General features: G+C 72.3%; 20 protein-coding genes and 2 pseudogenes. 21 read left to right on the forward strand and 1 reads right to left on the reverse strand.

The features are described 5' to 3' along the window. Positions 1 to 4: 4 nt before the first annotated feature. The 20 genes and pseudogenes from ABB07_RS39320 (at position 5) to ABB07_RS39410 (ending at position 23,290) form a co-directional block, all read left to right on the forward strand. Complete coding sequence (locus ABB07_RS39320) at positions 5 to 526, forward strand: phage tail protein (RefSeq protein ID WP_208903171.1); 522 nt, start codon at positions 5 to 7, stop codon at positions 524 to 526. Then, a complete protein-coding gene (locus tag ABB07_RS39325) occupies positions 523 to 1,290 on the forward strand; it encodes a hypothetical protein (protein WP_208903172.1) in 768 nt (255 codons plus the stop codon). Before ABB07_RS39320 ends, ABB07_RS39325 begins: the two co-directional genes overlap by 4 nt. A gap of 47 nt (positions 1,291 to 1,337) precedes the next feature. After that, a complete protein-coding gene (locus ABB07_RS39330; protein WP_208903173.1) occupies positions 1,338 to 2,156 on the forward strand; it encodes a hypothetical protein in 819 nt (272 codons plus the stop codon). Beyond that, positions 2,153 to 2,905 carry a Pvc16 family protein gene (locus ABB07_RS39335; protein WP_208903174.1) on the forward strand — a complete coding sequence of 251 codons (753 nt, stop codon included), beginning with the start codon at positions 2,153 to 2,155 and terminating at the stop codon, positions 2,903 to 2,905. Before ABB07_RS39330 ends, ABB07_RS39335 begins: the two co-directional genes overlap by 4 nt. After that, positions 2,905 to 4,911, forward strand: a complete 2,007-nt coding sequence (locus ABB07_RS41395; RefSeq protein ID WP_244189703.1) for an ATP-binding protein — start codon at positions 2,905 to 2,907, stop codon at positions 4,909 to 4,911. Before ABB07_RS39335 ends, ABB07_RS41395 begins: the two co-directional genes overlap by 1 nt. Further along, complete coding sequence (locus ABB07_RS39345; protein ID WP_208903175.1) at positions 4,908 to 5,156, forward strand: hypothetical protein; 249 nt, start codon at positions 4,908 to 4,910, stop codon at positions 5,154 to 5,156. Before ABB07_RS41395 ends, ABB07_RS39345 begins: the two co-directional genes overlap by 4 nt. Positions 5,157 to 5,473: 317 nt before the next feature. Continuing rightward, positions 5,474 to 8,764: an eCIS core domain-containing protein gene (locus tag ABB07_RS39350; RefSeq protein ID WP_208903176.1), complete on the forward strand. Its 3,291-nt coding sequence runs from the start codon at positions 5,474 to 5,476 to the stop codon at positions 8,762 to 8,764. A gap of 25 nt (positions 8,765 to 8,789) precedes the next feature. Continuing rightward, the gene (locus ABB07_RS39355; protein ID WP_208903177.1) at positions 8,790 to 9,446 is read left to right on the forward strand and encodes a hypothetical protein; all 657 of its coding nucleotides are present in this window, start codon (positions 8,790 to 8,792) and stop codon (positions 9,444 to 9,446) included. Continuing rightward, positions 9,443 to 9,766, forward strand: a complete 324-nt coding sequence (locus tag ABB07_RS39360; protein ID WP_208903178.1) for a hypothetical protein — start codon at positions 9,443 to 9,445, stop codon at positions 9,764 to 9,766. The genes ABB07_RS39355 and ABB07_RS39360 overlap by 4 nt, the downstream gene beginning before the upstream one ends. Continuing rightward, positions 9,753 to 10,871 carry a hypothetical protein gene (locus ABB07_RS39365; protein WP_208903179.1) on the forward strand — a complete coding sequence of 373 codons (1,119 nt, stop codon included), beginning with the start codon at positions 9,753 to 9,755 and terminating at the stop codon, positions 10,869 to 10,871. The genes ABB07_RS39360 and ABB07_RS39365 overlap by 14 nt, the downstream gene beginning before the upstream one ends. Then, positions 10,868 to 11,377, forward strand: coding sequence for a phage baseplate assembly protein V (locus ABB07_RS39370; RefSeq protein WP_208903180.1), 510 nt, complete (start codon positions 10,868 to 10,870; stop codon positions 11,375 to 11,377). The genes ABB07_RS39365 and ABB07_RS39370 overlap by 4 nt, the downstream gene beginning before the upstream one ends. A 54-nt stretch (positions 11,378 to 11,431) precedes the next feature. Further along, positions 11,432 to 11,767: a hypothetical protein gene (locus ABB07_RS39375; protein ID WP_208903181.1), complete on the forward strand. Its 336-nt coding sequence runs from the start codon at positions 11,432 to 11,434 to the stop codon at positions 11,765 to 11,767. Beyond that, positions 11,764 to 12,135 (forward strand): GPW/gp25 family protein, encoded by a 372-nt coding sequence (locus tag ABB07_RS39380; RefSeq protein ID WP_208903182.1) that lies wholly within the window; start codon positions 11,764 to 11,766, stop codon positions 12,133 to 12,135. Before ABB07_RS39375 ends, ABB07_RS39380 begins: the two co-directional genes overlap by 4 nt. After that, positions 12,132 to 14,636: a baseplate J/gp47 family protein gene (locus ABB07_RS39385; RefSeq protein WP_208903183.1), complete on the forward strand. Its 2,505-nt coding sequence runs from the start codon at positions 12,132 to 12,134 to the stop codon at positions 14,634 to 14,636. Before ABB07_RS39380 ends, ABB07_RS39385 begins: the two co-directional genes overlap by 4 nt. Continuing rightward, a complete protein-coding gene (locus ABB07_RS39390; protein ID WP_208903184.1) occupies positions 14,633 to 17,260 on the forward strand; it encodes a baseplate J/gp47 family protein in 2,628 nt (875 codons plus the stop codon). Before ABB07_RS39385 ends, ABB07_RS39390 begins: the two co-directional genes overlap by 4 nt. Continuing rightward, positions 17,257 to 19,758 (forward strand): hypothetical protein, encoded by a 2,502-nt coding sequence (locus tag ABB07_RS39395; RefSeq protein ID WP_208903185.1) that lies wholly within the window; start codon positions 17,257 to 17,259, stop codon positions 19,756 to 19,758. Before ABB07_RS39390 ends, ABB07_RS39395 begins: the two co-directional genes overlap by 4 nt. Further along, positions 19,755 to 22,244, forward strand: a complete 2,490-nt coding sequence (locus ABB07_RS39400) for a DUF6519 domain-containing protein (RefSeq protein ID WP_208903186.1) — start codon at positions 19,755 to 19,757, stop codon at positions 22,242 to 22,244. Before ABB07_RS39395 ends, ABB07_RS39400 begins: the two co-directional genes overlap by 4 nt. Positions 22,245 to 22,397: 153 nt before the next feature. Then, a pseudogene (locus tag ABB07_RS42155) lies at positions 22,398 to 22,517 on the forward strand (IS5/IS1182 family transposase); the annotation flags it as partial. Between the two features lie 48 nt (positions 22,518 to 22,565). Further along, positions 22,566 to 22,739, forward strand: a complete 174-nt coding sequence (locus ABB07_RS41400) for a phosphoenolpyruvate carboxykinase (ATP) (RefSeq protein ID WP_244189704.1) — start codon at positions 22,566 to 22,568, stop codon at positions 22,737 to 22,739. Next, positions 22,736 to 23,290, forward strand: a complete 555-nt coding sequence (locus tag ABB07_RS39410) for a hypothetical protein (RefSeq protein WP_244189705.1) — start codon at positions 22,736 to 22,738, stop codon at positions 23,288 to 23,290. Before ABB07_RS41400 ends, ABB07_RS39410 begins: the two co-directional genes overlap by 4 nt. A gap of 142 nt (positions 23,291 to 23,432) precedes the next feature. Here the strand turns inward: ABB07_RS39410 and ABB07_RS42160 are convergent. Next, positions 23,433 to 24,501: pseudogene (locus ABB07_RS42160) on the reverse strand (IS630 family transposase). Between the two features lie 205 nt (positions 24,502 to 24,706). Here ABB07_RS42160 and ABB07_RS39425 point away from each other — a divergent pair. Continuing rightward, a partial coding sequence (locus ABB07_RS39425; protein WP_208903188.1) for a DinB family protein occupies positions 24,707 to 25,054 on the forward strand: 348 nt, incomplete at its 3' end.

Here is a 25,054-nt window from a genome sequence, read left to right on the forward strand (position 1 = left end):
CATCGTGGGACAGTTCTCGGTCAACGCCCAACGGCTCGATCCGTACAAAAATTTCAAGTTCCGCGTGAAGTGGGACGGCCGCTACGTGGCCGGCGTTTCGAAGGTCTCCCTGCTGAAGCGGACCACCGAGGTCGTCAAGCATCGTTCCGGCGGGGATCCCTCGACGTCCTACAAGGCTCCCGGTCGCACCGAGTACGACGCGATCACACTCGAACGCGGAGTCACCCATGACCAGGAGTTCGAGCAGTGGGCGAACAAGACGTGGAACTTCGGCTCGGCCCTGGGCGCTGAGGTGTCCCTCGCCGACTTCCGCAAGGACATCATCATCGAACTGCTCAACGAGGCCGGTCAGGTCGTGCTCAGTTATGCCGTCTACCGGTGCTGGGTGTCGGAGTACCAGGCGCTGCCGGATCTCGACGCCAACGCCAACGCCGTGGCCATCGCCAAGCTCAAGCTCGAGAACGAGGGCTGGGAGCGCGACTACGCGGTCCTGGAGCCCAAAGAACCGAGCTTCGTCGAGCCGTGAGCCTGGCCGTGAACCCCTCTCCCGACCCCGCCCCCGTGCCGAGCGCGCAGGACGTCGTCCGGCTCTGGCCGCTGTCGCGGCGCCGCCCCGCGGGGGAACGCGTCGTCAGCCTCCTTGTCGCGCTGGACGGACCGGCAGCGCTGCGCTATCCGCTGGGGAGCCGTAACCAGCGCCTGCTCGCGGTGCACCAGGCATTGTTCCGTCGGCCGATCGAGGCCCAGGTCACCTGCCCCTCCTGTGGGTCCGACAACGAGTTCGCGCTGCCCGTGCAGGCCGTGGCCGAGCTGCCGCAGGCCGAGGCCGATGCGGTGGCGCACCTGTGGGTGGAGGGCGTGGAACTGCCGTTCCGGCTGCCGGTTCTCGCCGATCTGACCCCCGCGGGGGGCAGCCCCTCGGCCGACAGCCTGCACGCACTGGCCTGCGACACCTGCCTGGCACCCCGGATCCCGCACCTGGATCCGGACGATCTCGACCGGCTCGCCGATGCCTGGGATGCCCTCGACCCTGCCGGTTCGCTGCGCGTCGACCTGTCGTGCGCGGGGTGCGGGCGGGAGATCGCCGCGGACGCCGACCCCGCGGACTTCGTGGCCCGGGACCTTGACCTGCTCGTCGACGAACTGATGCGCGAGGTCGACGTGATCGCCGGCAGTTACGGCTGGTCGGAGGAGGCGATCCTGGTGATGCCCGCCCCGCGCCGCCGCCGCTACGTGGAACTCATCGTCGAGGGGCGTTCCCCGGCCCGCCGCGCGGCGGCCGTCCGATGACGGCGCGGCGGTCGGCGTACGGGGAAGCGCTCCGGCGCGCCGGAGGCATGGCGGCTACGGCCGCCGAGGACGCCGGTGCCACCGCCGTGGCCGCCGAGCCGAGACCACGCTCCCCCTTCGAGGAGACCTGGGAGGAGGCCGTTGTCGACGTGCTGCCGCTCCCTGAGGAGGACATGCCCGGTATGGCCCCGTCCGAGCAGGCCCGTCGGCCTTGGGGGGACGGGTCGCGCCCGCCCGACCCGCCGGGCGTCGGCGAGATCACCGTTGATGTTCCCCGGCCGTGGGCGGAGCGGCCCGCGCTCGACGAGCCGCGCTCGTCCCGGTCGTACGCCCCCGTGGGCAACGGCGAAAGCCCGCTGTCCGGGCCGCGGTCCGACGTGGTGGATCCCCGTCCTACCGCGCGTCCGAGCGATCCTGCGCGGGCCGACGGCCCGACGGCCGGGGCAGGAACGGACGAGATGACCATGACACACACCGGCCGGCCGCCACAGGCCCCCGATACACCGCCCGTGGACACTCCTCGACCACCTGCCCCTGTGCACGTGCCGCCGCCCCACGTCGACGGCGATGGTGCCGCGCCGGCCCGTACGGCCGCCGTCCCCGCCGACGACGCGTCGTTCGCACCGGCTGCAACGGCGTCCGACGTGGTGCGTGCCGAGCCCGTGCCCGTGGAATCGCAGCCGAGGGAGCCCCAGGCCGAATTCCAGGCGGAGTTCACCCCGGTGGTCGTCGAGATCGGGCGGGTCGAGGTGAGGGTGGTTCCCGACCGGCCCTCGGAGCCGCCACGCGAGCGAAGGACCCGGCCCAGGACCGGCCCGACCCTGGACGAGTACCTGGGCAGTGCCGCAGGACGGGGGGCATCATGACCGCGCACTTCGCCATTCCGGCGACCACCTTCGTGCTGCGCGACATCATCCAGCGTCGCGTCACGGCTGCCTACAACAACTTCCCTGCACCGACCGTCTCCGTCGAGCCTCCGCCACGCCCGCCCGCGACGCCTGCGAACACAGCCCCCACTTCCCAGCCGGAACCGGCGGGCCTCTACCTGTTTCTCCATCACGTGGCACTCAACGCGGCCTGGCGCAATATGCACGAGGTGCGCCTGGAGCCGGAGGAGCCGGGGACGACGGAGGGGCCACGGGTTGGTCCTTCCCCGCTGGCCGTCGACCTGCACTACATGCTCGCGGCGACGGGCGCCGACCTCGAGCGCGAGGTGCTGCTCGGCCTCGGGATCACGGCACTGAACCGGCGCGGAATTGTCCCCCGCTCGCTCATTCGGTCGATCCTCAGCGGGATCGCGGTACCGCACCCAGCCACCCGCCTGCTCGACCAACTCACTGCCGAGCCGCTGCACGATCCCGACAGTCAACCGCAGCAGATCACCGTGTCGCAGATGCCGGTCGACGTCGACCTGTCGACGAAGATCTGGTCGTCACTGCAGTCACCGATGCGACCCTGTGCGCACTTCCTGGTGACGACCGTGTTCCTCGACCTCGGCGACAGCCCTTCCACCACGAAGGAAGTGGAAAAGGCTCAGGTCGGCGTGCGGCCGGACCCGCACAGGTCGAACACACTGCCGCCGGGTGACACTGTGACGATTACGGGCGGTGCCTGATGCCGACGCCGTCGGCCGGCACCACCGCCACAGCCGGCCCCGATCACCAGGACGCCTCCACCCGCGCCGACGAGCCGGACCTGGCCGCACTTGCCGAGTCGATGTCGTTGTCCGCCCTGGGCTGCCTCGCCCGCGGGGAGCGGCCGGCGGACGCGTTCGCCCCGTTGCGGCAGTGGTTGGAGCGGGCCGAACCCGCATCCCCGCTGCGGCGCATGGCCGAGGGCTTCGACCTGTCTGCCGCCGAACTCCAGCTGATCGTACTGCTGCTGGCAGCGAGCACCTCGGAGCCGGTCGCACGCGCCGCGGCCGATGCGGCGACCGCGAACGGCGGTGTGGGGGGCGGCGGTCTGGCGGTGTGGCTCGCCTGCCGCGCCGTCCGAGACCTGGATCCCTCGATACTGGCGGCGGCGCTGCCGCTGATGCGGTTCGACATCGTGGAGGTGGATCCGCCCACGCCGCGGGTGGAGGCCCGGCTGACGCTGACCGCGCCGGTGCTGGACCGACTTCTGGGCCAGCCCGTCCGGGATCCGCTCGTGGCCGACCGTATGGGACCGGTCACGGCGCCCGCGGCCGCTTTTGGCGACGAAGGCGACCTGCCGACCGCCCTGGCACGATCCCTCGCCTCCCAGGGCCCACTCGGCCTGCCGCCGGCCGTACTGTTGCCCGACGTTGCGCTCGACGACATCGCACGGGCCCTGTCCCGTCTGGGGCTGACGCCGTGGCGCATCGCGGGGAGCGACATCCCGGAGGACGCCGAATCGCGTGATCGCCTCGCCGCACGGTGGAGCCGCGAGGCGATGCTGGACTCCGCGGCCCTGGTGATCGACACCGCCGGGTGCCCGCCGGGAACACCGGTCGCGTCCTTCGCCGACCGGGTGCTCGGTCATGTGCTGCTGACCGGGCATCAGGTGCCCGATGGGCTCACGCGCGGGTTCCACGTCGTGCCGGCCCAGGGGGACAGTCCCGCCGCCGCCGTCCGACGGTGGGCCGAAGCGCTGGGGCCCGACCGCGCGGCCCGGCTCGGGCGCGGAGTGAACCGAGTTGCCGCGCAGTTCCGGCTCGACGCCAAGGGCATCGCCACCGCGGCCGCCCGGGCCGCCGCGGCTGTCGACGCCGCCCCGGACTCCACGAGCGCGACGGCCGCGCTCTGGCACGTCGCTGCTCGCTCCTTCACCCCGTCCCCGCTGCCCGGCGTCAGCCTTGTCGAGCCGGCCTACGACTGGGACGACATCGTGCTCCCACCCGCCACGGAGGCCGCGCTGCGCCGGGTGGAGTCGCATGTGCGCCACGCGGCCCAGGTGTTCGACGACTGGGGCTTCGCCGCGCGCGTGGGCGGGCGCGGCAGCTGGCGCGGGCGAGGTGTGGCGGCGCTCTTCTGCGGCCCGTCCGGTACGGGGAAGACGATGGCGGCCGAGGTGCTCGCCTCGGCGCTCGACCTGCGGGTCATGGTGATCGACCTGAGCCAGATCATCTCCAAGTGGGTGGGCGAGACGTCCAAGAACGTCGCGGCCGTGTTCGAAGCGGCCGAGCGCTCCGGGTCGATGATGGTCTGGAACGAGGGAGACGCCGTCTGGGGCACCCGCGGTGGCGTGGCCACGGCAACGGACCGGCACGTCAACGCCGAGGTGGGGGACCTCCTCCAACGCATCGAGACCTTCTCCGGCTTCACCGTCATCACCACGAACCTCCGGCAGGCCATCGATCACGCGTTCCTGCGCCGCTTCCGGTTCGTGGTGGACTTCCCGCTGCCGTCGGAGGCCGAACGGCGCCGCCTGTGGCGGTCTGCGTTCCCGCCGCAGACCCCCGTCGAACCCCTGCGCTGGGACGCCCTGGCCTCGCTCCCGCTCACCGGCGGCTCGATCCGCAACGTCGCGCTCGGTGCCGCCTTCCTCGCCGCGGCGGGGGGACGTCCGGTGGACAGGACGATGCTCGAAGCCGAACTCGCCGAGGAACTGCGCAAACACAACCTTCCGGTCCCTCACGTGACCTGGGAGGAGACGGCATGAGCGCACTCCCTCCAGCGGTCCGGATCCGGGTGGGCACCCTCCGGGTGACCGCCGGCTCGGCGACCGAGGCGCGGCTGCTCGCCGACGCCCTGCCCGCGGCGCTCGAGCGGGCGTTGTGGTCGTGGCCGGCCCCGGCGGCACCTGTCCTGGGGCGCTCCGACACCGGGGCCCGCAGGGCGGATCAGGTGGCCGCGGCGATCGTCGAAACGATGCGGACCCGGCTCGGCGGTGGCGGGCCACGATGAGGCGACTGGCACAGGCCGTGCGCCCTGCCCGGCGCGCACACGCGACGCCTTCCGGGGCGGGGACCCGGCAGGGCGTCGGCGGGCACATCGCCGGTACGCGTACGTCGGCGCCGTCCTTCGCTGCGACGAGGTCGACACCGTCGTCCGTACCGTCGGCGAACCCCGTCGCCGAGCCGGCGCCGGCACGGATCGGTCCCGCGCCCGGGTCCGCACCCGCGTTCACCTCGTCGGCCGCCGCAGCGCCCCCGGCCACGACCGCCCCGCGACCCACGCCCGCACCGCCTGCTCCGTCATCCAGCTCGCCACCACCGGTCCCAGTGACCCGGCGACGCGGCACCGAACACGTGCACTCGGCGATCGATCAGCCCGGCCGTCCCCTCCCGCCGTCCCTGCGCGGTCAGATGGAGACCGGGTTCGGTCGTGACCTCTCCCACGTCCGGGTGCACGACGGCCCGTCGGCCGCGCGTGCGGCGTCCCTGCTCGACGCCCGGGCCTTCTCCCTGGGACCGCATCTGGTCTTCGGAGCCGGGGAGTACCGCCCGGACACTCCCGGCGGACGCGGCCTCATCGCGCACGAACTGGCGCACGTGCTCCAGGCCCACGCCGATAGCCGGCCGCACGCCGCCGTGGTGGACGATCCCCGGCTGGAGGCGGAGGCCGACCGGGCCGTGCAGGCGCTGGCGGACGGCGGGCGCCCGGTGATCGAGCCGCGGCCCGGCCCACCGGTCATCCGCCGGGCCGGCAAGGGCGGGACCGCGCCGCCGGCCGTCCCGGCGACCTCGCCCGCGTCCGCCCCGGGCACCGTCGCCGCGCCCAAGGAGGCCGCGGCCCAGCCCGGCACGGCCGCGGGCCCAGCGCTTCGGCTGCCCCCCGGACTGACGGTGATCACCGACGAGCCGGCAGGTCTCGGCACCACCGAACTGGTCGTCGAACTCCCGGCTTTCACCCTCCCCCTGGAAAAGGGAGCCGGTCCCTGGGTGCAGAAGGCGTACGACGACGCCGCGGCCGGCGGCCGCCTGGTCTTCACCCCCCTCATCGAGGGCAACTCGACCGCGAACTACGACTCGGTCGCCGCGTACAAGGAAGGCGGCGAGAAGTACAAGGACGTATGGCTCGGGGCCTTCGGCTTCGCCAACACGACGAAGCTCGCCGACGCGATCACCGCAGCGGCGGCGAGCGACGAGACGGTGCGCACCAAACTGGCCGATCCGGCTGTCAAGGAGGTCGTGAAAGGTCTGGGCAAGAGCCTCAAGCAGTCGAAGTGCGACATCGACCACATCGTCGAGAAGCAGCTGGGCGGGACCTCGATCCCCTCGAACCTCCAACTGCTCACGAGCACCAAGAACCAGGCCTCGGGCCGGGAGACCTACCAGGCCCTCGTCGAGGTCGTGAAGCAGATCCGCGACCCGGCCATGCGCGGCCCGGGCGTCCGCAAGCTTCAGATCCGCATCGCCAAGGCGACCGTCCCCACCGGGCAGCCCGACCCCAGCTATGAGATCGAGAACCTGCTGCGCTCCGGTGCCGTGCGTGGCTCGGAGGCGGAGAAGGCCAAGGCCGCCGGAAAGCCCGTCAGACTCATGGCCGGCGGCCAGGGGGAGACGGTGCTGGTGCGGGACACCGGCGAGACGCCGCTGGACACCCTCGCCCGACGCATCGTGCCGGGCATGCGCATCGAGACCTACAAGCGCGCCGCCGCAGGGGCCAAGTCCACACGGGACACCGTCCTGGGCACGCTCGACAGCCGCGCCGTGTCGAGCACCAAGGCCGGCTCGACGGTCACCCTCGAGGCCGAACTGGTGCCTGAGGCCGCTCCTGCCCCCGCCACCGCCGCCGGCCCCGAGACCACGGCGGACCCGACCGCGGCGCCTCCGGGCGAGGTGCGGCAGCTGAGGCTCGACAAGGCGAAGAACCCCAAGATCGCCTTCTTCTACCCGTACCTGAGCCCCGGCGAGCTGACCAAGGTCGCCCTCGACGAGCACGGCAACCTCACCGGAGAAGGGATCATCCACTCCTCGGTGCCGTTCCTGGGCAACCTCAACGTCGTCTACACCAAGGACGAGTTGAAGCTGGTCGCACCCCTCCCCGCCGCCCAACTGGCCTCGCCCCTGCCCGGAGCGTTCCGGTTCACCGGCGGTGAACTGGCCCTGCAGCTCTCCCCGGCGCTGGTGCCGAACGGAACCCTGACGTTCTCGGTCGGCCCCGCCGCCAAGCCCGTGATGCTCGGCACCCTCAGGGTGACGTTGCGCAACGGCGCGCTGGTCGCCGCAGGTGACCTGACCCCGGCGGGGAAGCTGCCCGGCGTCAACGCGGCGGCCGGGCACGTGGAGTGGAACTCGGAGACCGGGTGGTCCGGCAAGCTCACGGCCGACTCGGCCTCCATCCGCCCGCAGTCCACCGCCAACGTCGAGATCGGCTTCACGACCAAGTCCGGCAGATTCGACCCGTACGCGACCGGTGCGATCACCACGACCATCCGCAACTCCCAGCTGAGGCTCGGCGCCCTCTGGGAGGGGCGCGCCCTCACCTACCACGGATCGGTGACGGTCGAGAAACCCCTGCCGTTGGTGAACTCGGTGAAGCTGGCCGGCCGGTACGGCGAACGCGGCCTGTTCCTGCAGGGCGATGCCGACATCGTCTGGAAGCAGTTCAGGGCCACGATGAAGGTCGAGTACAACCGGACCGAGGAGGAAGAGGAGGGGCGGTTCTCGGGCGCGGCCACGATCGCCGTCAAGACCCAGAAGGCGGACGGCTCCCTGAGCCTGAACTTCGACGAGAAGGGCCGCTATTGGGGCAAGGGCAGCATCGGCTACCAGGTCACCAAGGACCTGCGTCCGGTGCTGGGCGTCGAGATCACCAAGGACCAGCGGATCAAGCTCTCCGGCGAGGTCACCGTCGGCAACATCGTCCTGGTGCGCAAGTGGCCGTCCCCCGAAGGCGGGACGGTGCCGCTGCTGAAGGGGATCGGGGCGAAGTTCTCCTTCCCCACACCGGTCCCGGCCGTGACCGCCTACCTCGAACTGCGGGGCTCGCTGCAACTGGGCTACGGCGTGGGCCCGGTCGTGCTGAAAGCCGTCGTGTTCAAGGGCGAGCTCTACCCGTTCGAGGACGACCCGAAGGTGGCGGCGAAACTCACCGGCGCCTTCGCGGTGCCCGCCTACGCCGAACTGTCCGGCACGTTCGGTGCCTATATCGGGGCCGAGGTCGCCCTCGGTGCCGTCGGCGCCAAGGGCGGGATCGACATCACGCCGTCGCTGCGCATCGACGGTGAAGGCGGCGTCACGATCGCCGCCGACTACGACAAGGACGGCTTCTCGTTCGACGCCGAGGCCTACGCCAAGGGGCAGTTGACGGCGAGCGCGAAGGTACTCCTCGCCGCCGAACTCTACGCCGCCTGGGGGCTGTTCTCCCATCGCTGGACCTATGAGGTGGCCTCCGTGTCGGCGCGGATCGGACCCGAGCTCAAACTCACCCTGGGCCGGATCGCGTACGCCAAGAACGGCGAGATCACCTGGCCCAGCCTGTCCCAGATCAAGGTCGAACCAGAGTCCATCGACCCCGTGCAGGTCATCAAGGACATGCTCGGGCGCGGGAAGGCGGTCGAGAAATGACCCGCATGCGGAGAGGAGGACCGCGATGACCACGTTCCCCGGCTCGCCGCGGACGGTGCGAGGCGGTTTCGTCGTCATGGACGGCGACGGGCGCGCGGTCGTGCGCACCATCCCGTTCCAGTACAACCCCGAGACCCTGACCCGGACCCTCACCCCGCGGGGCGCGGCCACGGACACGGGCGACCGCCTCGAGGCGCTCCGGCTCGTCGGGCCGCCGGTGGAGACCATGAAACTCGAGATCGTCCTGGACGCCACCGACCGGCTGGAGAAGCCCGACCAGAACCCGACCACGGTCGCCGAGGGCCTTGCCGCGGACCTCGCCGAGCTGGAGACGATGATCTCACCGGCCACCGACGACCTGGTGGCCGCCGAGGCGCTCGCCGGGCGGGGAACGCTGGAGATCCTCCCGCTTCCCTCCCCGCTGCTGCTGCTCGTCCTCGGGGTCAACCGCACGCTGCCGGTGCGGATCACCGAGTTCACCGTCACCGAGGAGGCCTTCGACACGCGGCTCAACCCGATCCTCGCCCGTCTCGGGCTGGGGGTGCGCGTGCTGTCGTTCGACGACCTGCCACCGGGGTCCAAGGGGGCCGAGCTCTTTCTCACCGCTGCCCGCCGCCGCGAGCGGCTCGCCGCCCGTCGGGGAGCCGGCCTCCAGAGCGTCGGACTGTCGAGGGTGCCATGACCGCCGTACCGTTCCCGCCGAACAGCCGCTACCACTCGGTGCCCGTCGTCAGCCGCACCCGCGACGACGGAACCACCGAGGTCTACCTGGCTCGCCGCATCCTGCCGGCGCCCGATCGCCACGTCCCGCTCGGGTACCGCCGGCTGGGCGGTGCGGAACGGCCCGACACCCTCGCCCATGACGCCTACGGCGACCCCGCGCTCTGGTGGCGCATCGTCGACGCCAGCGGCGAAGCCGACCCGGCCCGACTGACCGGCTCGGAGGGCCGGCTCGTCATGATTCCGCTCCCCCTGGAGATCGCCGACCATGGCCGCGCTTAGCACCGTCACGCTGACCGTCCTGATGGGGCCGGTCGCCGTCGCCCCCGCGCCGAAGGCGGTCGTCGACGCCCTGGACGGCGCCACGGTGACGCATGCGGTCGGGACGCGCTCGGGGTTCCAGCTGAGCTTCACCTACTCCAAGACATCGCCGATCGCGACGTCCCTGCTCCCCATGGGCTTCTTCGACCCGATGGTGCGCGTCGTGCTCGTGGCGACGCTGCGCGGAGTGCCCAAGGTGCTCGCCGACGGGCCGATCAAACGCCAGGACGTCACCGCCACCGGCCGCCCCGGCGAACACCGGCTGGTCGTCACCGGCGACGACGTCTCCGGCTACATGGACGTGGCCGACCTCACCGGTTTCCCGTTCCTGGGGATGCCGCCGTTCGCCCGGGTGGCGGCGATGATGGCCAAGTACGCCCCGTTCGGCGTCGTACCGGTGACGATCCCTCCGCCCTTCCAGCCCGTGACGGCTGCGGTGGAGAAGTACGCCCATCAGCAGGGGACCGATTTCGAGTACGCCACGAAGCTGGCCAAGGACGCCGGTCACGAGTTCTACGTGATCCCCGGACCGGCGCCCGGCACGAACACCGCCTACTGGGGACCGCAGGTGCGCGTCGGCGCCGTGCAGCCCGCCCTCACCGTCGACATGGACGCCGCGGCCAACCTCGACGGCCTGAGTTTCTCCGCCGACGGCAACGCCGCGGTCCTGCCCTACGCGCACGTCAAGGTCGCGAACGTCTCCGTGCCGGTTCCGGCGCCGGAGGTGACGCTGCTCAAACCGCTGCTCGCCGCAAGGCCGTTGGTGCCGACCCGCACGAAACTGCTGGAGACCGACCGGATGCCTCTGCCGGAGGTTCTGATGACCCTGCTCGCCGCACGCGGCACGGCGGATCCGCTGACCGCGACCGGGTCGATGGACCTGGTGCGCTACGGGCAGCCGCTCGACGCCCGGTCCCTGGTCGGGGTGCGCGGCGCGGGGCGGGCGCACGACGGACTGTGGTTCGTGCGCTCGGTGACCCACACGCTCGGGCGGGGGAGCTGGAAGCAGGCGTTCCAGCTGGCACGGGACGGTTTCGTATCGAACGTCACGGAGGTGGCGCCATGACGGCTGGACCCAAGTACTTCGGGAAGTACCGGGCGACCGTGCTCAGCACCACCGACCCCCTCGTGCAGGGCCGGATCCAGGTCCAACTGTCGGATCGCTACGGCCTGTTCCCCTCGACGTGGGCCCTTCCAGCGGTCCCGTTCGCCGCCAAGGGCGCGGCAGGTGTCATCGCGCTGCCCCAGACCGGCAGCGCGGTCTGGGTCGAGTTCGAGGCGGGCGATCCCGACTGCCCCATCTGGACCGGCGCCTTCTGGCCCGACCCGGCGGGCGTCCCGGCCCTCGCCATGGCCGGTACCCCCGCCACACCCAACATCCACCTCCAGACCACGACCGGCGTCTCGGTCACGCTTTCCGATCTCCCGGCGGCCCAGGTGCAGGTGCTCACGCCCACGGGGGCGTCGGTCGTCATCGGCTCCGCCGGCATCAGCATCAGCAACGGGCAGGCGTCCATCGTGCTCTCCGGACCCTCGGTGATCATCAACGGGGGTGCGCTCGTGGTGACTTGAGCCGCCCGCCCCCGCACAGCCCGCCGTCCCCACGTACCGCGGAAGGAGCCCTCGATGCCGGGGCCCGTCCTGCACACCGGAGCGACCGTGACCTGCCCGCACGGCGCGCCCTTGAACGTCGTAGCCGCCGGTCCCCGGGTCACCGTGTCCGGCGCCCAGGCAGCCGTCCTCACCGACCAGGGACTCGTCACGGGATGCCCTTTCACCGTGCCGCCCTCGAAGCCCCAGCCCTGCGTCAGCACGAAGTGGCTCGCGGGAGCCACCCGCGTGACCGCCTCCGGACAGCCGCTGCTGATCAACCCCGTCGGGGCGGTCTGCCTGTCCGCGGACCAGCTCCCTGCTGGTCCGCCGATCGTCTCGGGTAGCCAGACCAGGGTGGTGGCGACATGAGCAGGCTCGCCTTCCCGTTCACCGTCACCGCACTGGGTCGCTCGGCCCAGGTGACCTATGGCAGCGACGAGCACGTACGGCAGATGCTCGAACTGCTGGTACTCACCCTGCCCGGAGAACGGGTGATGCGCCCGGAACTCGGCAGCCCCGCACGCCAGTTGGTGTTCGGCCCGCAGGACGGTCCCGCCACGGTCGCACTCGGCGCCGCCCTGCAGTCGGCGATCCAGCAGTGGCTCGGCGACGTGCTCACCCTGCTGGACGTCGCGGTGGAGGTCACCGGTAGCGGAGTGCTCGAGATCGTCGTCACCTACGAGGTCCGCTCCACCGGCACCACCGACGAGCTACGCGTACGGAAGGACCTCCCGTGACCGGCGCCCGCTACCACTGCTGCGACGAGCGCCGCCGAGCCGCGCTGGCCTCGTCCGGGCCGGCGGATGTCTCCGGGATCGACTACGTGGAGGTCCACCGAGGAGGCACGGTCGCCCAGCCGACCCGGATCGACATCGTGCTCGTCAAACCGCTTCCGCTGCCCCACGCCGCGCTCACCGGCGACAACATCGCCCTCACCGGAGGCGTGCGGTTCCCGGCGCCCGGGGTGGAACCCGTCGTGGGTGCGGAGCCAGGCGGAACACAGGTGTCGCGGTACACGGTCACGGTGCCCGGCGGCCAGCCGACCGATTTCTCGACGTACCGGCTCGCGATCGTCGAGGGGCCGGGGTCGGACACTCCGCCCGACTTCATCGATCCACGTCTGTCCGCGGTCGACTTCTCGTTCGCCGTGGACTGTGCCGCGGACGGCGACTGCGCCCCCAGCTGCCCGGGCCTGCCCGAGGCGGCGCCGCCGGACCCGCACTTCGACTACCGGACCCGCGACTGGGAGGGCTTCAGGCGCCTGATGCTTGACCGGATGTCGGTGCTCGTTCCAGGTTTCCGCGAGGACGACCCGGTCGACCTGACCACGACGATCGTCGAGGCGCTCGCCTTCCGCGCCGACCAGCAGAGCTACACCCTCGACTGGATCGGGACCGAGGCGTTCCTGGACACCGCGCGCACCCGCGCGTCGGTGACCCGCCATGCCCGGCTGCTCGACTACACGCCCGGCGAGGGCGCCTCCGCACGCACATTCGTCAGCCTCTCCCTCACGCCGGGTGCCGCGAGCAAGGACGGCTACCGGCTGCCGGCGGGCACGCCGGTCCTGCCCCGCTCGGAGGCGCTGGCCCCCGTCGTGCCGGCCGCGGACTACCCGGCCGTGCTCGCGTCCAAGCCGGTGGTCTTCGAAACGCTCGCCGACCTGTGGCTGTGGCGGTGGCGCAACGACATCGCACTGCACACCTGGGGCGACGAGCGCTGCACGCTGCCGGCCGGGTCGACGGCGGCCACGCTCGTCGACGGGAGTGAGGGATCCGGGCCGCTCCAACCGGGCGACTTCCTCCTGCTGGTGGAAACGGCGGCTCCCGACACCGGCCGTGCCCAGGACGTCGATCCGGGGCACCGGCACGTCGTCCGGCTGACCCGGGTGACACCGGTGCAGGACGTCCTCGCGCCGGGCGCACTGCTGGACATCGAGTGGGACGCGTCCGACGCGCTGCCTTTCGACCTGCCGGTCTCCGCCCAGGTGCCGCAGCCGTCCGGCCCGGCGCAGCGCGTCGTCTGTGCCGCGGCGCGCGGCAATGTCGTACTCGCCGAGCACGGCGCCACCCTGCCGCCGCCGTCGCACCTGAACCTGCCGCCGTCGGCCGGCGAGGCGCTCGCCCCGCGGCTGTCCCCGCCCGCCCCGCAGCCCGGGGCGGCCTGGCGTCCCGTCGTGAGCGGCGGCATCGGTCCGCTGTCGCGGATCGCGCAGCACGGCCCGGCCGACCCCGGGCCGCCGTCCGCTCGCGCCCTCACCGCCGTCGACGCGGCCCGGTGCCTTCCGGAGATCACCCTCCACGACGCGTTCGCGAGCTGGACCGTCCGGCGCGATCTGCTGGCCAGCGGTCGGTTCGCCCGGGACTTCGTCGTGGAGACCGGGCCGGACGGGCGTCCGCAGCTGCGGTTCGGCGACGGCACGCACGGGCTGGCCCCGACCGTGGGTGACTCGCTCGGTGTGAGCGGACGGTTCGGCACCGGCCCGGTCGGCAACCTCGGCCCGGACGCGCTGGGCCATGTCGTCCTGCCGGATGCCGACCGGAGGGTGCCCGTCTCGTCGGTGACCAACCCGGTCGCGGCGTCGGGAGGCGCGGCGCCGGAGGAGGACGCCGCGGTCCGGGTTGCCGCCCCGGAGGCGTTCCGCCGTCAGGAGCGCGCCGTCACGCCCGCGGACTACGCAGAGGCGGCGCGCCGGTTCCCGGGCGTCGCCGACGCCGTCGCCGTGTCGCGCTGGACCGGCGCATGGCAGACCGTGATCGTCCATGTCGACCGGCAGGGCGGAGCCGGCGTCGACGCGGCCTTCCGCACAGGCCTGCTGGCCCACCTCGAGTCGTTCCGGCTGGCCGGCTTCGACGTCGCGGTACGCGAGGCCCGTGCCATCCCTCTCGACATCAGCCTCGCGGTGTGCGCCGAACCCGGCGAGCTGCGCAGCGAGGTGGGGCGACGGGTGCGCGCCGCCCTGTCGCCCGCCGGGAGCCACGGCACTCCGGGGTTCTTCCATCCCGACCGGTTCGGCTTCGGCACCGCCCTGTACCTGTCGGTGCTCCTCGCCGCCGTGCTGGCCGTGCCCGGGGTGCAGAGCGTCACGCCCCTGGTGTTCCAGCGCTTCGGGCGCCTCGCCCTGGGAGAGCTCGACCGCGGGGTGATCCGCCCGGCGCCGACCGAGGTACTGGAACTGCGCGACGATCCGAGCTTCCCGGAGCGAGGACGTCTTCGGATCAGTACCGGAGGTGGCCGATGAGCTGCACGTGCGGCTGCGGCGCGGGTGACGCCGCATCGTGCGCGGGAACCGGCCCGGGCACCTCCGGGCAGCTCCCCGGCGATCCGGTCCGCTTCCGCTACGGCGCGATCCTGGAGCGTCTGCTCGACAGGATCGCGCGGGCCGAGGCCCTCGACAGCCGGCCACTGGCGGCGCTCGGACGCTCGCCCGACGATCCCGCCGTCGCCCTGCTCGCGGCGGCGGCCGGAGCGCACCACGTGCTGGCCTGGACGCTCCACCGGCTCGCGGTCGACTCCACACTGCCCGGCACCGAGGACCGCGCGGCCCTGGCCCGGCTGACCGCCATGCTGGGGCACGTGCCCCGGCCGGCGATCGCCGCCGACGCCCTGCTGGCCTTCCGGGTCGGCACGCTCCCCGGCGCACCGGACGGCACCGCGCTGCCGGGCCTGCCGGACGTCGTGACGATCCCCCAGGGACTCAAGGTGGCTTCGGTGCCCGAACAGGGCGGAGAGCCGGTGACCTTCGAGACGGACGGCGCCGTCGAGGCCCGTACCGCGTGGAACGCGCTCCGGCCGTTGCGAGCGCTGGCCCTGCCGCACGTCTCGGCCGCGACCCCGAGTGTCGAGGTCGCGGGCGTCGATTTGGGTGCCCGGGTCGGTGACCGGGTGCTCGTACACGCCGGTACGGCCGAAGCGGGGAAGTCCTGCTGGCTTCTGGCCCGTGTCACGGCCGTGGACGTCGCCGCCTCCGCCGAGCCGGCGCATACCGTGCTCGACGTCTCCGGCGGGCAGTTGCTGACCGTGGACGACACCCTGACGGCGCCGGCCGGTCCGGGCGCGGTGATCCTGCTGGGGCAGCGTGGGCAGGCGTTCGGCGCGACGGCACCGGACATCACGTTCATGCCGGACGCGGTGCGCAACGCGCACGGCAAGCACGTGGGCACCGAACTGCCCACCGAATGGGACAACTTCGTGATGGGCGCCGTCTCCAGCGACACCTGGAACATCCACCTCGAGGCCGTGCACCCGGAGGCCGCGCCCGGCCGTGTCGTCGTACTCGAGACCGGATCCGCAAGTTCCACGCCCGGCGCCGCACGCATCACCGCGGCCCGGGAGACCGCACGCTCGGACTACGGCCTGTCCGCCCGCTGCACCCTGGTCACCCTCGGGCCCGCGCTCGCCGATGGCTTCAACAACATGGTCCGTCAGACGACGATCCACCTCGAGACCGCCCGGGGAACGCTCGTCGCCCGCCCCGAGGAGCGCGTCCTGCCGGTCACCGACCCGGGACCCGACGGCCGGCCGGCGCCACCGCAGCACCCCGACTTCGAGCCGGAGAACCTTCCCGACCGGTTCTATCTGGCTGGACAGACCGCCCTGCCACCGGGGCGGCGCGTGATCCTCACCGGGCGGACGGCCGACGGCGAGACGGTGTCCGAGGCGGCGACGGTGCTGCGCACCGAAACACGCACCGGAACACGCACCGGCCACGCGCACCGGGCGACGCTCGTCGTGTTCGACCGGCCCCTGTCCGGCCGATGGACCAGCGCGACGCTGACCGTGCTCGCCAACGTCGTCCCGTCCTCGCACGCGCAGACACCTGCCTCGGGCGCCGAGACCCTGGGGTCCGGCGATCCGGCGACCGCACTGCCACGCTTCCCGCTCAAGCAGTCACCGCTGGCCCATGTCGCCGCACCGGGGCCGCGTGGTTACGCCCCGGCGATCGAGGTCCGGGTCGACGACCGCCGCTACGAGGATGCCGACACCCTGTACGGCGAAGGATCCGACAGCCGCCGGTTCCGGGTCACCGAGCGGCCCGACGGTGGGTCCGAAGTGCAGTTCGCGGGGCGATTGCCGAGCGGGAGCGGGAACGTCGTCGCCCTGTACCGCACCGGTGGTGGAGCGACAGGGAACGTCCCGGGCGGCCGGCTGACCCAGATCGTCACCCCGGTGATGGGAGTCGCCTCGGTGACGAACCCCCTGGCCGCGGACGGGGGCAGCGATGCCGAGACGATCGAGGAGATGCGTACCGGCGCGCCGAAGGCGATCCGGACCCTGGACCGAGCCGTGTCCCTGGCGGACTTCGAGGCGTTCGCCGAGGGATATCGCGGAGTCGGCAGGGCCTCGGCCGTCGAACTGCGGGCGGGGCTGCGGCGGATCGTGTGCGTCACCGTCGCCAGCACCTCGTTCGAGCCGCCCGCGGCGGGCTCGGACCTGGTCACCGGACTGCACGCGGCGCTCGTCGCGGCGGCGCCCCCGGGGACCCATGTGCGGATCGAGGGCTTCGTCGACCTGCCGATGACCGTGACCCTGGCCCTCGCGTCCGACCCGGACCTGCCCAGGCCGGACGTGGAGGCCGCCGTCCGGGCCGCGCTTGTCCGCGACTTCGGCAAGTCGGCCCGGCCCTTCGGCACCGCCGTGCACCGCTCACAGGTCATCGCCACGGCGCAGCACGTCCCAGGCGTCACGGCCGTCGTGCTCACCGGCTTCTCCGCGCCGGGCGTGACACAGGACGCCGAAGGACGACTCCCCTGCCCCGGGCCGACCCTGGTGACCGACCGGAACACCGGCCTGACCCGTCTGGAGCCGGCCCGGCTCCTGTCCGTCGCCGCGTCGGACATCACGTTCACGGAGCTGACCGCATGAGCTTCCCGACGACGGACAGCGGGGCCGAACTGCCGGAGTCCCGCATCGAGGCGGTAGCCGCGTCCCTGTACGGCCTGCTGCCCGCCCATGTGCGTCAGGCCGATCTGGCCGCCACCGGCTCCCTGCGGGCCCTGTTCGGGGTGCTGGGCCGGGCGAGCGCCGAGATCGACGCCGAGATCGACGCGTGGTACGACGCGCTCTTCGTCGAGACGGCCGGGGACGCGGCACTCGACGCGATCGCCGCCCTGGTCGCCGCGCCCACGCTGCACCCCGTCCCCGGAGACACCGGAATCGGCCGTCGTGCCTTCGTGGCCAACACGATCCGCTACCGGCGCGGCAAGGGGACGGCCCGCGTCATCGAGGCGATGGCCGGCGACGTCACCGGTCTGGCCGCGGTCGCGGTCGAGTACTACCAGCGGCTGGCCGGCTGCGCCCACCTGCTGAACGTGCGTCAGGACCGCCCCGCCACCGCCTGTCTCGTCCCGGGGCGGACCGCGTCGTCGGTCGGCGGCGCCTTCGACCGGCTGCCCCGCCTTCTCGACGTCCGCCGCGTCGACCGGACCCGCCCGGGCCGGCCCGCCGGGCGGCACGCGCCGACCTCGGTGGGTGTCCACCTGGTGCGGCCGTTGGTGGTGGGGTTCCCCGCCCCGGCCGCCCAGACCGTGTCGGCGCCCGCCACCGTCCCGGCGGCGGACCTGGCGGGCGTCCCCCTGGCGCGGCCGTGGGAGGCCGACGGGACGGCGCTGCCGGGGTACTTCCAGCTGGCCCAGCAGCCAAATGAAGCACTGCGCCTGTTCAATCCGGATCGCCGGGCCGACGCCGCCGGGACCCGGCTCCGGGAGGTCGACCTGCCCGACCGGCTGCGCCGCCTGCCCCTGCACGAGGAGACCACGGAACTGCGCGCCGCCAAGCTGGAGAAGCGGCCGCCCCGGCTGCCCGACCGGCGCTGGTTCGACCAGCGGACCGGTGCACCGTTCACCGTCTTTCTGCGACGGGACGGCGAGAGCGCCTTCCGGCGGGTGCCGCCCGAGGAGATCCGCATCGTGAACCTGGAGTCGCCACCGACTCCGCCAGGTGCACGGCCCGCCGCCCAGGTGTCCCACACCTGGTACGAGCCGGGGACCACGGCTCCACAGCGCAGGAGCGGCACCCATGCCATCGCCTGCGCCGTCGATCCGGTGACCGGCCGGATCGTCGTGCCCGAGGCCTCCGGTCTCCCCGATGTCGTTGAGGTCCGGGTGGCCTGTGCCACGGCCGCCGGCCTGGCCGTCGGAGCCGGTGCCCAGGACCGCAACGCCCCGGACCAGCCGTTCGACATCCGGGACACCGGCGGCCCGAAGGACCTCGTCTGGGTCGTCGACCCCACCACCACGACCGGCGGCTCCGCGGAGATGGCCGGCCGGACGGTCCCCACGCTCGCGGCCGCCCTCGCCGAAGTCGCCACCCTGGGGGCAGGACGGCGCAGCCTCGTCGTCCTGGCCCGCTGCGACCTGGAAGCGGCGCCCGCCGCCTCGGCGACGCTCGACGTGACGGTGCCTCCCGCGTCCGAGGTGCACCTCGTCGCCGCCCAGTGGCGACCCCCGCGGACCGCACCGGGTGCGGACACGGACCCCGCCCTCCGCGGGTTCGTCGTCCGCCGGGAACGGCGCTACACGGTGGACGTCCCGATGCGGGTGCTGCGGGGGAGCGGAGACGGCACCGCACGCGCCGGCCGCCTCGTGCTCGACGGCCTGGAACTCACCCGCGGCCTGCGGCTCCACGCGGACGCCGTGGCCGAGCTGGACCTGCGCTACGTCACCGTGCGCGCCCCGGGCGAGGTCGCGGTGCGCGCGGACGGTCCGCTCGTGGCGACCCGCATCCAGGTCGACCGCGCGATCTGCGGCCCGTTGCGGATCGGGGACACGAACATCTCTGTGAGCGGCGCGCTTGTGGTCACCGACAGCGTCGTGACCGCTGATGGTGCGCCGGGCGCCGCCCTCGACGCCCCGGACCTCGACGTCACCCTGGGCGACGTCACCGTGCTCGGGGCCTCGTCGCTGCGCTCCCTGACGGCGACGAACACCGTGTTCGCCGAGACGGTGGCGGTGACTCGTCGTCAGACCGGGTGCGTACGGTACAGCTTCGTACCCCCGGGCTCGGCGACACCGCGCACATTCCGGTGCCAGCCGGCGCTCGCCCTGGCCGCAGCCGAGGAGGCCGCGCGACGACCGTTGACGGCAGAGGAGGCCGACGCGATCCGGCTCGCGAACGAGCCCGTCTTCCTGGACACCTTCGCCGAGGAACCGACGCTGGCCATGCTGCACCCGCTGTGCCCCGACAGCGTGCGCTCGGGAGGCGAAGGCGAGGTCGAGATGGGCGCCTTCGCCCGCGCCGCGTACGGCATCGCCACGGCCAACGTACGGGCTCTGTTGGACGAGTACCTGCCGGTCGCCCTGGAGGCCGGAATCATCGACGACACGCGCTCCAGCGCCGTCGCAGCCCGGAGGAACAGACCATGACCATCCGCAACGACGCCACACGCCTGACGATCCGGGCGGAGGACGAGCGGCACCCGCGCTCGGTAGTCGGCCGGCAGGGGCAGGTGCTGCTGGACGCCGACCTCGACCAACAGAGCCGGCATCTGCTCCACCGGGTCGAGACGGCGACCGACGACATGCTCGGCGCCGGCGGCCGCCTGGTGGTCCCGGCCAGCTCGAACGCCTTCTCGGTGACGCCGGCTCCGACACCGGACGCCTGCGGGCTCGGGACCGGCCACGGTTTCCAGGGCGGCTGGCTGGTGGAGAACGCCACCAAGGGCTGCCTGCTGCGCACCCAGCCGCATCCCCGCACGGACACCACCCCGACGGCCCCGGTACTCCTCACCCTCAAGACGCTGGTCCGCTACGTCGACCCCGTCGAGGAGAAGGCCTTTGCCGACCCGGCGCTCGGCGACGCCCAGGCGGCCGGTCGCGCGCTGATCGACTGGCAGGTGTTCCCCTTCGCTCCGGCCGGCGGCTGGGGCACGGACTTCGGCTGCGCCACGGCGACGACGCACCCGGACTGGGTCAAGCTGGCGAAGCCGTCCTCCGGCACGCTGGCCGTGGTGCCGGACACGGCGCCCCCGACGACCGACCCCTGCTCGCTCATGCCGCAGGGCGGCTACTCGCGGCCCGAGAACCTGCTGTTCCGGATCGAGGTGCACGGCGGCGTCCCGCGCCCGGACCATCCGACCGCGGACGGCCCGCGGTTCGGCATGGACGGGCTCACCCTCAAGCTGTCCAGGCGCAACGCCTCGGTCCTGGCCGGCGTGGTGAAGGTGGACGGTACTGACATCACCGTCGAGCCGCCGGCGCTCGACCTGCTGAACTGGTTCAGCGCAGGTGCCTACGCCGAGTTCGTGTCGAAGCACGACGACGTCGACCCCCGGGACGCGGCCGCCCGGGAGCGGCTGTTCCAGGTCGCACGGGCGACGGACGTCGTCGTGACACTGGAGACCGCCGCGGCGGGCATGGCCGGTTCGATCAAGGACAATCCCGCGGGCTGGTTCCTTCGGCTGTGGGACGCCTTCCCGGAGGGCAACGGGGTCGCGACCGCCAAGCCGTCCGCCGAGGACCCACAGCACTCGGAGCTCCTCGACCTGGGCGACGGTCTGCGGATCCGGCTCGGCCAGGGCGGCGACGACGTCTTCCGTCGTGGCGACTACTGGACGTTCTCCGCCCGCGCCGACGGATCGGTGGACTGGCCGCCGGGACGGGAGGAGCCGCCTCACGGCCCGCAGATCCGGTACGCACCGCTCGCAGCCCTGACCGGCCCGTCGACCGCCCAGGACTGCCGCGTGCCCGCCGCCACGCTGACCGACCGCACGCTCCTGTACCGGGGCGGTGACGGCCAGGAGGTTCCGGCACCTGTCGGCGGCGGCTTCGTCACCCTGCCCGGCAGGCTGCGGGTCGCGGTGATGCGCGGGCGTACCCCGGTAGCCGGGGCCTCGCTGACCTGGAGCATGCCTGCGGGCGGCGTCCCGAGCCAGGTCGGCGGATCCGCGGTGAGCGGGGCCGGCGCCGTCACGACGACGACCGACGCACAGGGGCTGTGCGAGGTCGCGTGGGCCATCGACGCCGGCCGCACCGACAAGGAGCACCAGGTGCAGGCAGCCCTCACATCGGCCACGGGCACCCCTGAGGGCCCACCGCTGATGTTCACGGCAGGCTTCCGGACGGCCGCGGCCACCAGTTACCAGCCCGGTGACTGCGCCCTGCTCCAGCAGGCCACCACGGTGCAGCAGGCGCTCGACGTCCTGTGCGCCCATGAAGGCGGCCCGGCGGAACCCCTGGCTCTGCGGCTCACCTCGATCCGGCTGACCGACCCCCGGGGGACGGCCGTCGAGCTGGTGAGGGACGACTTCATCCTCAACGGGCTCGACGTGGCCTACAACGCCTTCGCCGCCGGAATCACCCTGAACGCGGCCCTGGGGAAGGACAACGTGCCCCTGGAGTCCACACCGCAGCCGCGCGACCCGATTGTCGAGGTCGAGCTGGACCTGCCGTACCCGGGGACGGACTACGACAAGGTGTACTGGGCACGCGCGTCGCGCAATCAGGGCAAAGGGATCACCGCTCCGTTCGGTTTCCACCGAGTGCGCCTCGCGGGAGAGGTGACCGTGCCCCACGAGCCGGAGCCCGGTCTGCTGTGGAAGCCGTCGAACATGGCGAGCACGTTCCTGGCGACCGCGCCGCTGCATCGCTGGGGGCAGCGCGTCGTCGATGCGGAGGCGGTCAAGGCCAGCGGGTGGGTCAGCGACGAGACGGTGCCGGTCCTGTGTCGCCTGCGGGTCCGCTCCGCCCATGTGTGGGTCCGCGATCCCGAGACCGGCCGCCCGGTGTACCTGAACGCCGAGCACCTGGGGGTGAGCGCCGGCGCGACGAGACGCGAGCTGCTCGTCCGCGAGCCGGATCCGCAACGGGCGGCCGATCTCGACCTGTTCTTCTACCTGAATCTCGACCAATAGCCCGCGTCCCACCCGCCAGGTACGGGGCCTGTCCAGGGTCACATCCAGCGCGGCAGCGGCCTCACCCGAAGTACGGCGTGCTCGCCGCCGTGGCGACCGGGCTCGCCGCGGTGACCGAGCACGCCTCGCTGAGCCCCCGGATAGGACGAATCGATCTCGGCCTGGAAGCAGGAGAGGGTGGCGCGGTCAGCGACCGGAGATCCCGGGTCCTGCGATCTGCGGAAGGTAGTGAACGCGATCTTCTATCAGAAACGGACGGGCTGCCAGTGGCGCTAGCTGCCCCATGACTTTCCGGCCTGGTCGGCGGTGTTCGCCCGGGAGATGATCCGTGCGTCCCTGCTGCGTGACGGCTGGACACTCCTGCAGGCCTCCGGCGTCGTCCGCGACGACCGGGCCCTGCTTACCTTTGGCTCCAAGGGCGCGGGCAAGACCACCACGGCCCTGCTGCTGGCCAGCCGCGGCGCCCAACTGCTCGCCAACACCGGGTGTTCGTGAAGGTCGTCGGTGACGAGCTGCACGTTCTCCCCTGGCCGTCGGCGGCCGCCATCGGACTGGGCCTGCTCGACGCGCTCGGCTGGTACGGCGTCGTCCGCGACCGGGCTCCAGGCGGGCGAGCAGCTCCACCCCACCCAGCACCAGGACGTCACCGGGGCGCTCCTGGTCGGCCACCGCAAGCCACTTGGGAGTCGGACGGCAAGCGGGAGAAGAAGGTGCAGGTCTTCCCCGACCAGCTCGCCACCTGGTTCGGCATGGAACTCGCGACGGGCGGACATGCGGCAGCACTGCTGTTCCCTCGCATCGACCCCGCCTCGGTCCCGGCCGTGGTCGACGGCGACCGGACCCTCGGCGAAGACGACTTCATGAGGGGGAGCACCGAGGACCGCTACCCGGACCACTTCGGTCTCGCCCATGGCATCAACGGCGGCGGAAAGCGACGTGGCAAGCGCGACCGTCGCCGACCGGCTCGCCGCCCTCCCGCACCACCAGGTCGTGCTGACATCCCCGCCAACGCCGAATTCCTCGCCAAACTCGCGGCCGATCTGTGAACCGAGCCACCACCCGCTGACCGGACCAACCGGGCGGATCGTCGTGGCCGGCGACGGCTACTCGTCGGCTGGGTCCTTCGGGGCGTGCCGCACGGCCTACTTCACGGCCTGCTCCACCTCTAGAGATCTTTAACGGCTGAGGTTACGGCGGTTGGAAGTCGAGCCCGGTCTTGGCGATGAGACCGTCGATGAGGCGGGGCCGGTACTGCATGCGTTTCAGCCTCGTCTTCACCAACGCGGTGAGCTGGTCCAGTCCGTGTTTGGTGAGGTTGGCCAGCGACCTCTTCAGGTGCGACCACACGCCCTCGACGGGGTTGAGCTCGGGAGCGTACGGCGGCAGCTGGTAGACGGTCAGCCATAATCGGGCGGCGATCAGCTCACGCATGGTGCGGCTGACGTGCGTGTTCAGGTTGTCCCAGACAAGAACGATGGGGCCGCCGAGCTGCTGGTGGGCGGCATCGAGCAGGCAGGCGTAGTCGGTCTCGGTGAAGCCCTTGCGGCGGCCTTTGGAGGGGCCGCGGTCGAGGTGGATGCGGTAGATCAGCCGGGGCCGGTGGCCGGCTTTGGTGCAGATCAGCGCCGCCATCGAGACACGTTTGGTGCCTGCGGCGGTGACCCGCACCACCGGGGTGTGACCCCGTCGGCCCCAGGTACGGCCCTTGGGCGGCCTCAGGCCCTGGCCGGCTTCGTCCTCGAAGCAGAGCCAGGCGCTCAAGTCCGCCGCCCTCTATTTATGACGGGCCACTGCTCGTCCTTCCAGGCGGCGATCCTCTCCTCGTCCCGCTCGGCGGCCTTACGGGAGGGGACCTGAACACTCCAGCCGATGCGGTGCAGCAGCAGGTCCAGCCCAGCCAGGGTGTACTCGACACCGAACCGACGGCGCACGACCTCGGCGATCCGCGCCAGCGTCCAGCACTGGTCAGGCCAGCCGGAGGCGGCCGGACCGGCATCCAACACCGTCTCTAACACGCGCAGTTGACCTGAGTCGAGCTTGCAGCGGGCGCCGCCCGGGCCCTTGGATGCCAGGGCCTGCCGACCCCCTGAGGCCAACGCCCGCCGCCAGCGGTTCGCCGACATCCGGGTCACCCTGACCGCCGGGCCACCTCCCGGTCACTGGCCCCGGCCTCGATCAGATCGGCGGCCGCGAGCCGGACTTGCTCACGCCGAGCCCTTTCCTCAGCCGTCAAGCCGCCGCCATCGGGATACCTCATCCTCCCGGCATAGCGCAGCCCACGACAGCCGTCACGACTCTACGTAACCCGCACCGTTAAAGATCTCTAGCGGCTGGTGTCGGTGGCTTTGGCGTGCGCGGTGATGGCCGGCTGTACGGCCTCGGCACTGGCTACGCCCGACGGTTGGGGCACGGGGCGGGGTTACTGGTCGGCCCACAGGTGGGCGGTTATGTAGTGTGCGGAAATGACAAGAAGCGAGCGGCTCGCAGAGCAGTTGGACTGGCACTGGCGCACGAACCTGCGGCCGCGGCTGGACGGTCTTACCGATGAGGAGTACTTCTGGGAGCCGGTGCGCGGCTGCTGGAGCATCCGCTCACGTGGCACTTCGGCCACACCGATGTCGGCAGGTTCGGGGGAGTGGACGATGGACTTCGCGTCCCCTGACCCGGTGCCGGCGCCGGTGACCACGATTGCCTGGCGGCTGGCGCACATCATCGTCTCGTGCCTGGGCTATCGGGTCGGATGGTACTTCGGCGGCCAGGACGTCGACTCCCAGACCTTCGCCTACGCGGGGACCGCTGACGAGGCGCTG

Source organism: Streptomyces incarnatus (assembly GCF_001027185.1).
GTDB lineage: Bacteria > Actinomycetota > Actinomycetes > Streptomycetales > Streptomycetaceae > Streptomyces > Streptomyces puniciscabiei.

Coding starts and splice junctions, on each gene's coding strand:
- ABB07_RS41400 (WP_244189704.1), top strand. CDS start 22,566: ATGATCCGTGCGTCCCTGCTGCGTGACGGCTGGACACTCCTGCAGGCC.
- ABB07_RS39355 (WP_208903177.1), top strand. CDS start 8,790: ATGACCACGTTCCCCGGCTCGCCGCGGACGGTGCGAGGCGGTTTCGTC.
- ABB07_RS39330 (WP_208903173.1), top strand. CDS start 1,338: ATGGCGGCTACGGCCGCCGAGGACGCCGGTGCCACCGCCGTGGCCGCC.
- ABB07_RS39335 (WP_208903174.1), top strand. CDS start 2,153: ATGACCGCGCACTTCGCCATTCCGGCGACCACCTTCGTGCTGCGCGAC.
- ABB07_RS39370 (WP_208903180.1), top strand. CDS start 10,868: ATGACGGCTGGACCCAAGTACTTCGGGAAGTACCGGGCGACCGTGCTC.
- ABB07_RS39400 (WP_208903186.1), top strand. CDS start 19,755: ATGACCATCCGCAACGACGCCACACGCCTGACGATCCGGGCGGAGGAC.
- ABB07_RS39380 (WP_208903182.1), top strand. CDS start 11,764: ATGAGCAGGCTCGCCTTCCCGTTCACCGTCACCGCACTGGGTCGCTCG.
- ABB07_RS41395 (WP_244189703.1), top strand. CDS start 2,905: ATGCCGACGCCGTCGGCCGGCACCACCGCCACAGCCGGCCCCGATCAC.
- ABB07_RS39360 (WP_208903178.1), top strand. CDS start 9,443: ATGACCGCCGTACCGTTCCCGCCGAACAGCCGCTACCACTCGGTGCCC.
- ABB07_RS39375 (WP_208903181.1), top strand. CDS start 11,432: ATGCCGGGGCCCGTCCTGCACACCGGAGCGACCGTGACCTGCCCGCAC.
- ABB07_RS39345 (WP_208903175.1), top strand. CDS start 4,908: ATGAGCGCACTCCCTCCAGCGGTCCGGATCCGGGTGGGCACCCTCCGG.
- ABB07_RS39395 (WP_208903185.1), top strand. CDS start 17,257: ATGAGCTTCCCGACGACGGACAGCGGGGCCGAACTGCCGGAGTCCCGC.
- ABB07_RS39365 (WP_208903179.1), top strand. CDS start 9,753: ATGGCCGCGCTTAGCACCGTCACGCTGACCGTCCTGATGGGGCCGGTC.
- ABB07_RS39390 (WP_208903184.1), top strand. CDS start 14,633: ATGAGCTGCACGTGCGGCTGCGGCGCGGGTGACGCCGCATCGTGCGCG.